General features: G+C 74.0%; 12 protein-coding genes. 3 read left to right on the top strand and 9 right to left on the bottom strand.

What is annotated here, in order from left to right; translation table 11 throughout:
- The first annotated feature begins 16 nt into the window (after positions 1–16).
- Positions 17–469, top strand: a complete 453-nt coding sequence (locus OG904_RS28775) for a nitroreductase family deazaflavin-dependent oxidoreductase (protein WP_405495878.1) — start codon at positions 17–19, stop codon at positions 467–469.
- 52 nt (positions 470–521) lie between these two features.
- Here the strand turns inward: OG904_RS28775 and OG904_RS28770 are convergent, their stop codons facing one another.
- The 3 genes from OG904_RS28770 to OG904_RS28760 are packed head-to-tail and all read right to left on the bottom strand — an operon-like array spanning position 522 to position 5,355.
- Entirely contained in the window at positions 522–2,093 is a 1,572-nt protein-coding gene (locus OG904_RS28770) for a phytoene desaturase family protein (RefSeq protein WP_405495876.1), read from the bottom strand.
- Entirely contained in the window at positions 2,090–4,399 is a 2,310-nt protein-coding gene (locus OG904_RS28765) for a protein kinase domain-containing protein (RefSeq protein WP_405495874.1), read from the bottom strand. The genes OG904_RS28770 and OG904_RS28765 overlap by 4 nt, the downstream gene beginning before the upstream one ends.
- Positions 4,400–4,437: 38 nt before the next feature.
- Positions 4,438–5,355: an oxygenase MpaB family protein gene (locus tag OG904_RS28760; protein WP_405495872.1), complete on the bottom strand. Its 918-nt coding sequence runs from the start codon at positions 5,353–5,355 to the stop codon at positions 4,438–4,440.
- A gap of 247 nt (positions 5,356–5,602) precedes the next feature.
- On the opposite strand from OG904_RS28760, the gene OG904_RS28755 reads away from it, so the two are divergent.
- Positions 5,603–6,319 carry an SDR family oxidoreductase gene (locus OG904_RS28755; RefSeq protein ID WP_405498337.1) on the top strand — a complete coding sequence of 239 codons (717 nt, stop codon included), beginning with the start codon at positions 5,603–5,605 and terminating at the stop codon, positions 6,317–6,319.
- A gap of 85 nt (positions 6,320–6,404) precedes the next feature.
- Here OG904_RS28755 and OG904_RS28750 read toward each other — a convergent pair whose 3' ends face one another.
- From OG904_RS28750 to OG904_RS28730, 5 genes are all read right to left on the bottom strand, one after another.
- Positions 6,405–7,631, bottom strand: coding sequence for a cytochrome P450 (locus tag OG904_RS28750; RefSeq protein WP_405495870.1), 1,227 nt, complete (start codon positions 7,629–7,631; stop codon positions 6,405–6,407).
- A 220-nt stretch (positions 7,632–7,851) separates the two neighbouring features.
- A complete protein-coding gene (locus tag OG904_RS28745; protein WP_405498335.1) occupies positions 7,852–9,042 on the bottom strand; it encodes an acyl-CoA dehydrogenase family protein in 1,191 nt (396 codons plus the stop codon).
- Positions 9,043–9,165: 123 nt separating this feature from the next.
- A complete protein-coding gene (locus OG904_RS28740) occupies positions 9,166–9,690 on the bottom strand; it encodes a hypothetical protein (protein WP_405495868.1) in 525 nt (174 codons plus the stop codon).
- A gap of 23 nt (positions 9,691–9,713) precedes the next feature.
- Positions 9,714–10,550 (bottom strand): ketose-bisphosphate aldolase, encoded by an 837-nt coding sequence (locus OG904_RS28735; protein WP_405495866.1) that lies wholly within the window; start codon positions 10,548–10,550, stop codon positions 9,714–9,716.
- Entirely contained in the window at positions 10,547–11,449 is a 903-nt protein-coding gene (locus tag OG904_RS28730; RefSeq protein ID WP_405495864.1) for an SIS domain-containing protein, read from the bottom strand. Before OG904_RS28730 ends, OG904_RS28735 begins: the two co-directional genes overlap by 4 nt.
- A gap of 189 nt (positions 11,450–11,638) precedes the next feature.
- On the opposite strand from OG904_RS28730, the gene OG904_RS28725 reads away from it, so the two are divergent.
- A complete protein-coding gene (locus OG904_RS28725) occupies positions 11,639–12,418 on the top strand; it encodes a DeoR/GlpR family DNA-binding transcription regulator (RefSeq protein WP_405495862.1) in 780 nt (259 codons plus the stop codon).
- 442 nt (positions 12,419–12,860) lie between these two features.
- On the opposite strand, the gene OG904_RS28720 is transcribed toward OG904_RS28725, so the two are convergent.
- A complete protein-coding gene (locus OG904_RS28720; protein WP_405495860.1) occupies positions 12,861–13,775 on the bottom strand; it encodes a LysR substrate-binding domain-containing protein in 915 nt (304 codons plus the stop codon).
- Between the last annotated feature and the right edge of the window lie 219 nt (positions 13,776–13,994).

Genomic DNA, 13,994 nt, shown 5'->3' with positions numbered 1-13,994 from the left:
AAGTGGGCTGAGCAGCATGGGTGCTACGAGCGACATCGACTGGGACAACCCGATCGACCCCAAGCCGGGCTGGACCCTGGACCACGTCAAGCTGTACGTCGGTTCGGGCGGGACGGAGGGGCAGTTCTGGAACAACACGCAGACCCTGCTGCTCACCACCGTCGGCCGCAAGTCCGGCAAGCCCGTGCGCACCCCCCTCATCTACGGCGAGGACGACGGCCGTTACCTCATCGTCGCGTCCAAGGGCGGCGACCCCGCGGACCCGCTCTGGTACCGCAACCTCAGCGAGCACCCCGAGGTCCGGGTCCAGGTCGGCCCCAGGGTCGTGCAGGGCATCGCGCGCACCGCGAGTGCCGAGGAGCGTGCCGCGTTCTGGCCGCTGATGGTCAAGCACTGGCCCTCGTACGACGAGTACCAGACCAAGACCAGCCGGGAGATCCCGATCGTCGTGATCGACCCCGTCGCCTGACCCGAGAGCGGTCAAAGAGCGGTCAGAGGCCGGCCGGAGAGGGCCGGCCGCGTCAGTGCCCCAGTACCGCCATCGCCGCGTTGTGACCGGGGACCCCGCTGACGCCGCCGCCCCGGACCGCCCCCGCACCACACAGCAGCACGTTGCGGTGGGCGGTCTCCACGCCCCATCGGCCGCCCCCGTCCGAGTACGGCCAGGACAGGTCGCGGTGGAAGATGTGGCCGCCGGGCAGGCGCAGTTCGCGCTCCAGGTCGAGCGGGGTCTTGGCCTCGATGCACGGGCGGCCGTCGGCGTCGAAGGCCAGGCAGTCGGTGAGCGGTTCGGCCAGGTGGGCGTCGAGCTGGGCGAGGGTGGCGGTGAGCAGTACCTCCCGCGCCCCCTGGTTGTCGTGTCCGAACAGCCGCGCCGGGGTGTGCAGTCCGAAGAGGGTCAGGGTCTGGTAGCCCTGCTCCGCCAGCTCGGGCCCCAGGATCGTCGGGTCCGTCAGCGAGTGGCAGTAGATCTCCGAAGGCGGTACGGAGGGCAGTTCGCCGGTGGCCGCCTGTGCGTAGGCCCGCGCGAGCTGCTCGTACCCCTCCGCGATGTGGAAGGTGCCGCCGAAGGCCTCGCGCGGGTCCACGGAGGCGTCGCGCAGCCGGGGCAGCCGCCGCAGCAGCATGTTGACCTTGAGCTGGGCTCCCTCGGCGGCAGGTGACGCGGGCTCCTCGCCGAGCAGTTCCGCCAGGGCCCGCGGCGAGGCGTTGACGAGCACCACCCGACCGGCCACCCGGCCCTCCCCCGTCGCCGTCCGGAAGGCCACCTCGGCCGGCGCCGTCGAACCGTCCGTGTCGATGCGCAGCACCTCGTGCCCGGTGGCGATCTCCGCCCCGGCCGCCCGCGCGGACGCCGCCAGCGCGTCGGTGAGCGCGCCCATGCCGCCGACCGGTACGTCCCAGTCTCCGGTGCCGCCGCCGATGACGTGGTAGAGGAAGCAGCGGTTCTGGGCCAGCCCGGGGTCGTGGGCGTCGGCGAAGGTGCCGATCAGGGCGTCGGTGAGGACGACCCCGCGTACCAGGTCGTCGGCGAACTCCCGCTCGACCGCCTGCCCGATCGGCTCCTCGAACAGCATCCGCCAGGCCGCTTCGTCGTCGACCCGCGCGCGCAGCTCCGCGCGCGTGGGCAGCGGCTCGGTCAGCGTCGGGAAGACCCGTTCGGCCACCCGCCCGGTGGTCCCGTAGAAGGCGCGCCAGCTCTCGTACTCCCGGTCCGAGCCGGTCAGCCGCGCGAAGGACTCCCGGGTGCGCGCCTCGCCGCCGCCGACCAGCAGCCCGCCGGGGCGACCGGCGCGCTCCACGGGGGTGTAGGAGGAGACCGTGCGCCGGCGGACCTCGAAGCTCAGCCCGAGCTCGCGCACGATCTTCGCCGGGAGCAGCGAGACGAGGTAGGAGTACCGGGAGAGGCGGGCGTCGACCCCCGCGAACGGCCGGGTGGACACGGCGGCCCCGCCGGTGTGGCCCAGCCGCTCCAGGACCAGCACCGAGCGGCCGGCCCGCGCCAGGTAGGCGGCCGCGACCAGGCCGTTGTGGCCGCCGCCCACGATCACCGCGTCGTACACGTCATGCCCGAAGCCCCGCGAGGTCGTCATGGCTCTTGGTAACACACCTGGCCGAGCCGCTCCAGACAGTGGGCCTCGTCGGCGTGGGCGGCGACCGTGTCGGGGTGGTCGTCGCCCAGGGACCGTTCGCGGATGCCGGACAGGTCCCGGTACACCGGCAGCGCCTCGTCCCAGCGGCCCAGCCGGCCGAGCCCGACCGCGAGTTCGCGGCGGCTGACCAGCGTGTCCGGGTGTTCGGCGCCGAGGGCGCGGGCCCGCGCCCCGGCCACCTGCCGGGCTTCGGCCACCGCTTCCTCCCAGCGGTCCAGGCGGCCGAGGTTCACCCCGAGGACGTGCCGGGCCCGCAGCGTCTCCGGGTCGGCGGCCCCGTAGGCGCGGGTGCGGTCGCGGACCAGGTCCCGGAACAGCTCCAGGGCCTCGGCCGAGCGGCCGGTCCGGCCGAGCGCGATACCGGCCTCGTACCGGGCGGCCAGCGTGTCGGGGTGGTCGCGGCCCAGCACCCGCTCCCGGACGGCCGCGATGTGCCGGAACGCCTCCAGGGCCTCCTCCCAGCGCTCCAGGCGGCCGAGCGCGTACGCCACCTCGTACCGGGTCAGCAGGGTGTCCGCGTGCTCCGCCCCCAGGACGGCCGCCCGGTCGGCGGCGACCCCGGCGGCGGCGGCGTGGGCCTCGGCGTAGCGGCCGAGGGCGCCGAGGGCGCAGGCCAGGTTGTGCCGGCAGCGCAGGGTGTCGGGGTGGATCCGGCCCACGGTCCGTTCGCGGGCGGCGAGCACCGCGCGGTAGCCGTCGTACGCCTCCTGGTGGCGGCCGAGCAGGCCCGTCTCGTACGCCGCCTCCTGCCGCGCGGCCAGGGTGTCGGCGTGGTCGGCGCCGAGCACGCGGGCCCGCCCGTCGGCCACGGCCGTGTACACGGCGAGGGCCTCCTCGGTGCGGCCGGCCCGGCTGAGGGCGAAGGCGCGGGTGTGGCCGGCGTCGAGCGCGGCGGGGCCCGTGGGGGCCGCGCCGGGGCCGCGCGGGAGCCCGTAGGCAGCCGTGAGCCGGGGGTCTTCGGCCGGACGCGGACGTACGACGACGGGCGCGGCCGGGGCCGCCGGGGCCGCCGGGGCCGCCGGGGCCGCCGGGGCCGCCGGCGAGGAAGCGGTCCCGCCTTCGGCCGCGGCGGAAGCCGCTGCGCCGGAGGACGGCCCGGAGGACGGCTCGCCGGAGGACGGTCCGGAGGAGGACGGCCCGGCCGATCCGGCCGCAGACCCGGCGGGCAGCGCGGCGCGGGCCGCCGACCCGGCGGGGAGCGCCGCGCGCGGCCCGGCCTGGGCTGCGGCGTGGAGCTCGCGGCTCGGGCGCACGGCCGTCCAGGAGCCGGTGAGGACGGCCCACTCCCCGCTCGCGGGACGGGCCTCGAGGCCGGCCTTGCGTCCGGCGGTGATCCCCCCTGCCCACGTGGGCAGCGGCGGGTGCGCGCCGGGTGCCACACCGGGGCCGAGCCGGGCCTCGACGAGCCTGCGGTGCAGGTGGCGGGCGTCGCCCGGCCGGTCATCGGGGCATTTGGCCAGCAGGTCGAGCACCAGCCGCTCGAAGTAGCCGGGCAGCTCGGGGCGGTGCTCGCGCAGCGGCACGGGCGCGGTGTCGCGGTGGCCGACCAGGACGGACCAGGAGTCGCCGAGGTCGAACGGCGGGGCTCCGGTGGCGATCTCGTAGAGGACGCAGCCGAGGGAGTAGAGGTCGCTGCGGTGGTCGACCTCGCCGCCCGCGATCTGCTCGGGCGACATGTAGTGCGGGGTGCCCATGGCCATGCCGCCGCCGGTCAGCTTCGCGGTGAACCCGATGTCCGCGGCCAGCCGGGCGATGCCGAAGTCGCAGATCTTCACCGTGCCGTCGGTGAGCCGCATGATGTTGGCGGGCTTCAAGTCGCGGTGGACGACGCCCTGGTCGTGGGTGTAGCCGAGGGCGGACGCCATCTGCTCGGCGATGTCGACGACCACGTCCACGGGGAGCGGACGCGCCTCGTTGTCCTCCAGCAACTGGCTGAGGTTGCGGCCTTCGAGCAGTTCCATGACGAGGTAGAGGGGGCCGCCGGACGCACTGTCGTCGCCGAAGTCGTGGACGACGGTGACGCCGCGGTGCTGGAGGGACGCGGCCACGCGCGCCTCGCGGCGGAACCGCTCGCGCAGCACCTGGGTGAAGTGGGCGTCCTGCTCGGGCCCGATCGGCTTGAGACATTTGACGGCGACGTGCCGGCCCAGCGACTCGTCGCGGGCCCTCCACACCTCGCCCATGCCGCCGCGGCCGATCAGATCGAGCGACCGGTACCGGCCATGGATCAGTCTGGACTCCGCCATGTCTTGAAGTCGCCCCCGTGTGTCGCCCGTGTGTCGTGCTACGCCCTCCCCGGCCGGTCCAGTATGGCCGCTGACGTACGCAGTGTGTACGGCGCGGGGCGGCTCCCGGGGCCCATGCGGCGCATCGCTTTCAAGATGTGACCTGGAGGCAGCTGCCAGCGCAGACCTGCGGGAATGCTGCGCAGCAGGCTACCGGTGAGACGCAGGCGTCGCGTGACGCTGCGCGGGGCCGGTGCGGGACGGCCGTACAGCTGGTGCGCGTACGCGGGGAGCGATCCGTAGGCGAGGGACGCGAGCGGGCGCCACACAAGGTTTCGGCCAGGGATCAGGAGGGGATGGACGGGCGGCCCGCACAGGAAGGCGTCGACGGCGTGGGCATCGGGGCCGGCGGCGAGCCGGGGGCGGACCCGCTCGAAATAGGCGGCCAGCTGCACGGTGTCGGCCGGCACCCCGGACGGGTCGAGTCCGACGAGGCGGGCGTTGACCCGGTTCTCCGCCACGTAGCGGTCCGCCTGGGCGGGGGTGAGGGGGACGCCGGAGCGGCGCAGGACGTGCAGGAAGCTGTCGATCTGGGCGCAGTGGATCCACAGGAGCAGCTCGGGGTCGTCCACCGGGAACCGCGCCCCGGTGACGGGATCCGTCGCGGACAGCATGCGGTGGATCTTGCGGACGCGGGCCCCGGCCAGCTCGGCGGCCTCGGTGGTGCCGTAGGTGACGGTGCCGACGAAGTCGGCGGTGCGCAGCAGCCGCCCCCAGGCGTCGCCCTTGCCGTTCGCCCCGCTGAGCGCGGCGCTGTTCTCCATCACCCCGCGGACCGCACGCGGGTGCAGGGCCTGGAGGTAGAGCGCGCGGACCCCGGCGATCCACATCATCGGGTCGCCGTGACACTGCCAGGTGACGGAGCCCGGTCCGTAGAGCCCCGGATCGGGTCCCCCCGTGGCGCCGGTGTCCCCCATGGCCCGCCCCCTCCTCCCGTACCCACCGCTCGGCCTGCCCTTCCAGCATTCCACCGGACGGCCCTCCGTACGCGCCACTAGGCTTTCCCGCCGGCGGACCGCACCCGCCCTCCCTCCGACGAGGAGCACGCGCATGCGCAGGGAAGCGGACAGGACAACGGGTACGGGCACAGGTGCGGACACCGGGCCGGGGCCAGGGCCGGAGCCGGGGCCAGGGCCGGGGGCGCCCGGCGGACAGCTCGACGGCATGGTCGCCGTGATCACGGGCGGCTCCGCCGGTATCGGGCTGGCCACCGCGCACCGCTTCGTCCGGGAGGGAGCCCGGGTCTTCATCACCGGCAGACGGCCGGATGAACTCGCCTCGGCGTCCCGGGAACTGGGCGCGGGCGCCGTCGCCGTACCCGGTGACGCCTCCCGCGTGGCGGACCTGGACCGGCTCTACGCGGCGGTCGCGGACGCGGGCTGCGGGGCCATCGACGTGCTGGTCGTCAATGCGGGCGGCGGACCGCCCGGCGGCTTCGCCGAGTTCACGGAGGAGCAGTTCGACGCGACCTCGGACCTGAACTTCCGGGGCGCCTTCTTCACGGTCCAGCGGGCCCTGCCGCTGCTGCGCGACGGCGCCTCGGTCGTCCTGCTGGGTTCGGCCGCCGGCTCCTCGGCGTCCACGCGGTACGGGGTGTACGCCGCCACGAAGGCGGCCGTACGGTCACTCGCGCGCAGCCTCGCGCTGGAGCTCGCGGGGCGCGGCATCCGGGTGAACACCCTCAGCCCGGGCCCGATCGACACCCCCGCCCTGGCCCAGGCGCCGGCCGCCGTACGCGAGCGGGCGACCGCCGGGGTCCCGCTCGGCCGGGCCGGGCGCCCCGAGGAGGTGGCCGCGGCGGCGCTGTTCCTGGCCTCGCGGGAGAGCAGCTTCGTCACCGGGGTCGAACTGTTCGTGGACGGCGGAGCCGGCCAGGTCTGAGGCCCCCGCGCGCGGAGCCGGGTCCACCCGTACCACCGGCAGGAGCACCCCTCGCGGGACGACCGCCGGCGGTACGGGTGGCTCTTCAGCCCGCGACCGGCGTGAACTCCACGAGCAGGGACGTGGGCCCGCGGGTGAAGACGCCCTCCGCGGCCGGGTCGTACCCCTGGGCCGGCCGGACGTCGGGCATGGCGTCGAGGAGCTGGTTGGTGGCGATCTCCACCTCGGCCTTGGCCAGCAGCGCGCCGACGCAGAAGTGCCGTCCGAGGGCGAACGCCAGGTGGTCCGCGGCCGCGGAGAAGGCGGTGGTCGCCGTGAGGTCGTCGCGGAAGAGGTCGAAGCGGTCCGGCTCCTCGTAGCGCCGGGGGTCGCGGTTGGCCGCGCCGATGAGGCAGGTGACCGTGGCGCCGGCCGGGACGGTGCCACCGCTCAGGGTCACGTCGACCGCGGCCTGCCGCATGATCATCTGGACGGGCGGGGTGTAGCGCAGGGTCTCCGCGAAGGCCCGGTCGATGAGTCCGCGGTCCTGCTGTACGGCGGCGAGCTGCTCGGGGTTGGCCAGGAGGTTCGCGAAGAGGCCGGCGATGGCCTTGTCGGTGGTTTCGGCGCCCGCCGTGAGCAGCAGGCTGCAGAACGCCTTGATGTCCTCGTCGCTCATGCTCACGCCGTCGACCTCGGCGGTGCAGAGCGCGGACAGCAGGTCGTCTCCGAGGTGTTCGCGCCGCCGGCTGATGACCGGCAGCATGTACGCGGCGAACTCGGCCTGGGCCCGGGTGCCCGCCGCGGCCTGCTCGGGGTCCGCGGACAGGTTGGCGACGAACGCCACGAAGGCCCGGTACCAGCCGCCGAGGGCCCGCTGGCCGGACCGGTCCAGTCCGAACATGTCGGCGATGACCGAGATGGGGAAGTGGGAGGCGAATCCGCTCACCAGGTCGACGGACCCGGTGTCGCGGAACGCGTCGATCAGCTCACGGGCGTTGCGCTCGATGACCGGGACGACCTTGTCGCGGAGCTCGTTGCCGCGGAAGGCCGGGACCACCAGGGCGCGCCGGGTGGCGTGTTCGCGGCCGCTCATCTGGAGCAGGGTCTTCCCGTGCACGGGCTCGGCCTGCCAGACGTAGTTGTCCGTGGTGAAGAGCGATTCCTTGTCCTTGAAGGCCCGCGCGACGTCCTCGTAGCGCGAGATGATCCAACTCTGCGTGCCCTCGTGCCAGATGAGGGGTGCGTGCTCCCGCATGGCCCGGTAGGCCGGGTAGGGGTTCTCGGCGAACTCCCGCGAGAGGATGTCCGGGACTTCGTGTGCGGCGGTCATGGAGTTCCCCCATCGGCTCGGCCTGGCGGCTGTCCTGAGGTGCCACGGGCCATCGCCACCGCGATGCCCGGTCGTGCTGCACAACGCTGTCTGCGAGCACCTTCCAGGAAACCGCACGCCGTCCGCCGCCGCCAGGGCCACGACGGGGCACACGCGTTCGTGCGCATACGTGCGCGTGCGCATGCGCGGGTACGCATGCGCACGACACGGTGAGGACACGTCAGCGGCGTACGCGGGGCATGCCCAGGCCGATCCACGAGATGATCTCGCGCTGGATCTCGTTGTTGCCGCCACCGAAGGTGAAGATGACCGCGCTGCGGTAGCCGCGCTCCAGTTCGCCGTGCAGGACCGCGCCCGCGGAACCGTCCTTGAGGGAGCCGGCCGCGCCGACCACCTCCATCAGCCAGGCGTACGCGTCCCGGCGCGCCTCGGAGCCGTAGACCTTGACGGCGGAGGCGTCCTGCGGGGTGAGGGTGCCGTCCTGGACGGCGTTGACCATCTGCCAGTTGAGCAGTTTCATCGCGTCCAGGCGGGCGTGGGTGCGGGCGAGGCGGCCGCGGACCCAGGAGAGGTCGATGACGCGGCGGCCGTCGGAGAGCTTGGTCTCGGCGGCCCAGCGCTGGACGTCGTGCAGGGCGCGGATGGCCATGGTGCCGTGGGCGGCGAGGGTGACGCGCTCGTGGTTGAGCTGGTTGGTGATCAGCCGCCAGCCCTTGTTCTCCTGGCCGACGCGGCGGCTCGCGGGGACGCGGATGTCCTCGTAGTAGCTGGCGGTGGTGTCGTGCGAGGCCAGGGTGTTGATGAGGGTGCAGGAGTAGCCGGGGTCGGAGGTCGGCACGAGGAGCATGGTGATGCCCTTGTGGGCGGGGGCGTCCGGGTCGGTGCGGACGGCGAGCCAGACCCAGTCGGCGGTGTCGCCGTTGGTGGTCCAGATCTTCTGCCCGTTGACCACGTAGGTGCCGGTCTCCTCGTCGCCCTCGCGCACGGCCTTGCACTTGAGGGCGGCGAGGTCGGTCCCCGCGTCCGGCTCGCTGTAGCCGATGGCGAAGTCGATCTCACCGGCGAGGATCCTGGGCAGGAAGTACGCCTTCTGCTCGTCGGTGCCGAACTGCATGATGGTCGGCCCGACCGTGTTGAGCGCCATCAGCGGGAGCGGTACGACGGCCTGCGCGGCCTCGTCGAAGAAGATGAACTGGTCCATGGGCGACATCCCGCGCCCGCCGTACTCCTCGGGCCAGCCGACCCCGAGCCAGCCGTCCGCGCCGAGCCGCCGGATCGTCTCCCGGTAGAAGCGCTTCTGCGCGGCCGGGTCCTCGTACCTGGCGTAGACGTCCTCGGGTACCAGTTCGGCGAAGTAGGCGCGCAGCTCGGTGCGCAACTGCTGCTGCTCGGGCGTGTATTCGAGGTGCACGGCCCCTCCGGGTCTCTCGTGGCTCAGGGTCTCGCGGTCGTCCACCGTCACCGCGGGGGGCAGACTAGAACCTGTTCCAAGAATCCGGAAGGGTCGGCGGGGACGTCTCCCGCGGACCGCGGCTCAGCCGTAGAAGAAGACGTAGTCGAAGTACACGAGGTCGCGTATTCCGTCGAAACAGAACGTGCCCGTCGGCACGACGTTCAGACCCTCCTCGAGCGCGCGCTTGTCGTACGTGTCGCTCTGCCGCCAGGCCGCAGCGGACGGGACGTACGGCTTCAGCTTCCCGGGCAGGGTGGACAGCGCCGTGCCCTCGAACTGGTGGGCGGGATCGCGCAGGATGCGGTTCGCGGTGCCGGGCTTGAGGTGTGCGATCCCGACGAGGCGCACCCGGGTCTCCGGGCCCGGTACGGTCAGCCGTTCGCTGTCGGACTCGTCGATGTTGTATCCGAGCCAGTGCGCATCGGACAGGTCGCCCAGCGCGGTCCAGAAGCGGCGGTTGAGCGGAGCGAGGTCGGTGCGCACCTTCTCGCCGTCCTCCCCCGCGGGCCAGAACGCGTAGCCGAGCCCGCCCCCGAGGAGGAGCAGCGGGGCCCCCGCTTTCAGAAGGAACCGCCGTCTGTTGGTGTGACCCCGCTGCGTGTCCATCAAGCCCCCCGGTACCCGTTCGGTCAGTTCAGGGCGCTGATCATAGCGGTGGCCGTCGCCGTCATCGCCTCCCTTGCGGCGGTCAAATACGGGCGCGGATCCGCCGGGGTCAAATGGGTGCGAATGGCCTGTGTCATCGCCACGTTGAGCGCGGTGCCGATGTTGACCTTCCGGATGCCGCCGGCGACGGCCGCCGCGAGTTCCGTGTCCGGCAGACCGGAGGATCCGTGCAGGACGAGCGGCACGTCGACCGTCTTGGCCAGACGTCCGAGCAGTGCGTGGTCCAGCGCGGCCGTCCGGCTGGTCATGGCGTGGCTGCTGCCGATCGCCACGGCCAGCGCGTCCACTCCGGAGTCGGCGACGAACCGCCGCGCCTCGTCGGGGTCGGTACGGGCGCCGGGTGCGTGCGGGTCCAGCGGCGCGGCCCCGTTCTTCCCGCCGACCTCGCCCAGCTCGGCCTCGATCCAGAGGCCGTTGACGTGCGCCCAGTCGGCGGCCGAGCGGGTGGCCTCCAGGTTCTCGGCGTACGGGAGGTGCGCGGCGTCGTACATGACCGAGCTGAATCCGGCGTCGACGGCCTGGCGGAGCAGTTCGGAGCTCTTGACGTGGTCCAGGTGCAGGCCGACGGGGACCCCGGCGGCCTCGGCGACGGCGACGGCCGCGCGGGCGATCGGCAGCATCCGCCCGCCCCGGAACTTGACCGCGTTCTCGCTCAGTTGGAGGACGACGGGAAGTCCGGCCGACTCGGCGCCCGCGACGACCGCTTCGGCGTGCTCCAGCGTGATGATGTTGAAGGCGGCGACGGCGCGGCCCTGGGCGGCGGCCTCCAGGACCAGTCCGCCGGCGGAGACCAGGCTCATCGGACCGCCTCCTCGCCCGTGGTGAGGATGACCGAGCGGGTCAGGTTGCGCGGTGCGTCCGGGTCGAGCCCCTGGTGGGCGGCGACGGCAACGGCCAGGCGGTGTACGCGGACCAGCTCGGCGAGCGGGTCGAGGTGCCCGGCGACCCACTGGGCTCCGGTCCCCCGGACCTGATCGGCGAGGCCCTCGGGGGCGTCGCCGAGCGACCAGGTGACGGTGCCGGGCGCGGAGACGCTGATGGGTCCGTGCCGGTACTCCATGGCCGGGTAGGACTCGGCCCAGGCCAGGGAGGCTTCGCGCATCTTCAGCGCGGCCTCGTTGGCGAGTCCGACGCTCCAGCCGCGCCCCAGGAAGGTGAACTGGCCCCGGGTCTCCAGCTCGGCGGGCAGCGGTTCGGCGAGCGCGGCGCGCCCGTCGGCGACGACGGACGGGCTGTGCAGGCCGACGTGGGCGCGCAGCAGGGTGAGGGCGGTGGTGGCGAAGCGGGTCTGCACGACGGACCGCTCGTCCGCGAAGTCCAGGACGACGAGCTCGTCGGCGAGGGTGATCACGGGAGTGGCCGGGTCCCCGATGACGGCGGTGGTGGGCACTCCCGCGTCGCGCAGACCGGCCAGCAGGTCGAGCACCTCGGTGGTGGTCCCGGACCGGGTCAGCGCGATGACCCGGTCGTAGCGCCGGTGCCGGGGGAACTCGGAGGCGGGGAAGGCGTCGGTTTCGCCCGCTCCGGCCTCCTCGCGCAGTACGGCGGCGGCCTGGGCCATGTAGTACGAGGTCCCGCATCCGACGATGGCGGTGCGCTCCCCGGGCTGCGGCAGCGCGGCCCGGCGCTCCGGGGCCAGTGCGGCGGCCCGCTCCCAGCATGCGGGCTGCGTGCCCAACTCGTACGCGACATGGCTCATGGCGGCTCCCTGGCGTGGTGCGTGGACCTGACTACACGAATGCGTGTTCTTGCAAGATAGTGCCGACTTTCGCGCAACTTCAAGCATTCTCTGGATGATCCCCTGCGTTAGTGTCGAGGCGTAGGCCAGGAGAGACCATCGACACGAACAATCAGGCGAAGATCGAAGCCAAGACCGAAGGGGCGGCCGATGACCCGCAAGGAACGCTGGCAGACACTGCTGGACCTGCTGGTGGAGCGGGGCGAGCTGGAGGTGGAGCCCGCGGCCGAGGCCCTCGGCGTGTCCGCCGCCACGATCCGGCGCGACCTCGACCAGCTCGCCGAGCAGCAGCTGCTGGTCCGCACGCGCGGCGGAGCCGTCCTGCACGGGGTCTCCTACGAACTCCCCCTGCGCTACCGCACCTCGCGCCGGGCCGCCGAGAAGCGCCGCATCAGCGAGACCGTCGCGGCGCTGATCGTCCCCGGTGAGGTGATCGGGCTGACCGGCGGCACCACGACCACCGAGGTGGCGCGGGCGCTGGCGGCCCGCGCCGACCTCGCCACCGGCTCCCCCGCGCTCACCGTGGTCACCAACGCCCTGAACATCGCGGGAGAGCTGGTCATCAGACCGCAGTTCAAGATCGTGCTGACGGGCGGCGTGGCCCGGCCCCAGTCCTACGAGCTCACCGGCCCGCTGGCGATGGAGGTGCTCGGCCAGCTCTCCGTGGACACCGCCGTCGTCGGAGTGGACGCCTTCGACCCGGCCGACGGCGCCGCCACCCGCCACGAGGACGAGGCCGCCATGAACCGGCTGCTCTGCGAGCGGGCCCGCCGCGTGGTGATCGCGGCCGACTCCAGCAAGCTGGGCGTCCGCGCCTTCGCCCGCATCGTGGCCACCGACGCCGTGGACGTCCTGGTGACGGACACCGGCCTGTCCCCGTCGGTCGCCCAGGCCTTCGAGGCGGCGGGCGTGGAGGTCATCCGCACCTGAACGGCACCCCGCCCGGCGTCGACCCACCCCGGAGCCCCTCCCTCCACCCCGGAGCCCCTCCCCGCCGGGCGGAACCCCGCCCGTGGGCTGCCCCCGCGGGCAGAACCCCACCCCTACTGCTCCCCGCCGCCCGCCGGTCCAGGCCCCCGCTGCTGCTGTCCACCGGGCAACGATCCGGACCCGAGCGGCTGCCCCCCGCCGGGCGGAGCCATCGGGAGCCGCACACGCAGCAGGACGCCCCGGGGCAGCGCGACGGCCTCGGCCCGGGCGGGGCCAGGCAGGGCGGGGCCATGCCCAGGGGGCAACAAGGGGGAGCCGGTGGTCGGTTCGGGCGGGGGGGCGGGTCCGGGCCGCCGCGGGCGGGCCGGTCTCCGGGCGGTCGTACCCGCGGGTTCGTCCTCCCCCGCACCGGCCAGGGGCGCGGGCGGGGTGCGGAGTGGCCTCAGTGCGCCGGGAGGCGGCCCGCCTCGCGGGCCAGGGCCGCCAGGACCGGGGCGATCAACGGATGCGTCTCGGCACCTCGCCGGGTGGCGGCGAAGACGCGGCGGGTCGCCGCCGGGCCGGACACGGGCCGGACCCGGACCTCCTTGAGGTCCATGCCGCGCAGCGCCGAGCGGGGCACCAGGGCGACACCCGCGCCCGCGCCGACCAGGGCGACCACGGCCCGGAAGTCGTCGGAAGAGTGCACCAGCCGGGGCTGGAAGCCCGCGAGTTCGCAGGCGAGCTGCATCACGTCGTGGCAGGGGTTGCCCGGGTACTGGCCCACCCAGTCCGCGTCCGAAAGGTCGGCCAGCGGCACCTCGGGCAGGTCGCCGAGGGGGTGCCCGGCGGGCAGGACCGCGTCGAAGGGTTCCGCGTACAGCGGGAGCACGGACAGCCGGCCGTCGCCGGCGCCCGGGGCACCCCGGTACTCCACCGCGAGCGCCACGTCCGCCTCGCCGTCGAGCAGCAGCGGCAGGCTCTGGTCCCCCTCCGCGTCGCGTACGCGCAACCGGATCCCGGGGTGGTCGACAGCGAGCCGGGAGATCGCCGGGGCCAGGACCTCGGCGATCCCGGTGGCGAAGGCGGCCACGGTGACGGCGCCCGCCGAACCGCCCGCGTAGGCGGCGAGCTCGGCCTCGGCCCGCTCCAGCTGCGCCAGCACCTCGTGAGCGTGCCCGAGCAGGATCTCACCGGCCGCGGTGAGCCGTACGCCCCGGCCGCTACGGGTCAGCAGTGCGTGCCCCGTCTCCTGCTCCAGCGCCGCGAGCTGCTGGGAGACGGCGGAGGGGGTGAGGTACAGGGCTGCGGCCGCGGCGGTCACCGTACGGTGGTCCGCCACGGCCCGCAGGATGCGCAGCCGGCGGGGGTCGATCACCCTGCCATTCTCGCAGCCCGCAGGCCCTGAGCGGGCCGCACGACGGGCACGCGCCGCCCCCGCCGCCGCCCGTACCCGGACCGCACGGGCACACGGCCCGAACCCACGGTCCGGCCGAAGCCCCCTCCCGACCGGTCCGCCCCGCCCCGCCAGTCACGACCGAGCGTCCACAGCCCCGCGATCACGGCCGGGCGGGCACAGCCAGGCGGGCACAGCCCC

The sequence above is a fragment of the Streptomyces sp. NBC_00096 genome, assembly GCF_045041305.1.
In the GTDB taxonomy this organism is placed as follows: Bacteria; Actinomycetota; Actinomycetes; order Streptomycetales; family Streptomycetaceae; genus Streptomyces.
Note: the sequence above shows the minus strand (reverse complement) of the source record. Positions and strands in the feature narration are given on the sequence as shown.

Excerpts from the sequence above, each read along its gene's own strand:
- OG904_RS28760 (WP_405495872.1), bottom strand. The coding sequence starts at position 5,355 with ATGGGGGACACCGGCGCCACGGGGGGACCCGATCCGGGGCTCTACGGA.
- OG904_RS28730 (WP_405495864.1), bottom strand. The coding sequence starts at position 11,449 with ATGAGCCATGTCGCGTACGAGTTGGGCACGCAGCCCGCATGCTGGGAG.
- OG904_RS28765 (WP_405495874.1), bottom strand. The coding sequence starts at position 4,399 with ATGGCGGAGTCCAGACTGATCCATGGCCGGTACCGGTCGCTCGATCTG.
- OG904_RS28725 (WP_405495862.1), top strand. The coding sequence starts at position 11,639 with ATGACCCGCAAGGAACGCTGGCAGACACTGCTGGACCTGCTGGTGGAG.
- OG904_RS28770 (WP_405495876.1), bottom strand. The coding sequence starts at position 2,093 with ATGACGACCTCGCGGGGCTTCGGGCATGACGTGTACGACGCGGTGATC.
- OG904_RS28750 (WP_405495870.1), bottom strand. The coding sequence starts at position 7,631 with ATGACCGCCGCACACGAAGTCCCGGACATCCTCTCGCGGGAGTTCGCC.
- OG904_RS28740 (WP_405495868.1), bottom strand. The coding sequence starts at position 9,690 with ATGGACACGCAGCGGGGTCACACCAACAGACGGCGGTTCCTTCTGAAA.
- OG904_RS28735 (WP_405495866.1), bottom strand. The coding sequence starts at position 10,550 with ATGAGCCTGGTCTCCGCCGGCGGACTGGTCCTGGAGGCCGCCGCCCAG.
- OG904_RS28755 (WP_405498337.1), top strand. The coding sequence starts at position 5,603 with ATGGTCGCCGTGATCACGGGCGGCTCCGCCGGTATCGGGCTGGCCACC.
- OG904_RS28775 (WP_405495878.1), top strand. The coding sequence starts at position 17 with ATGGGTGCTACGAGCGACATCGACTGGGACAACCCGATCGACCCCAAG.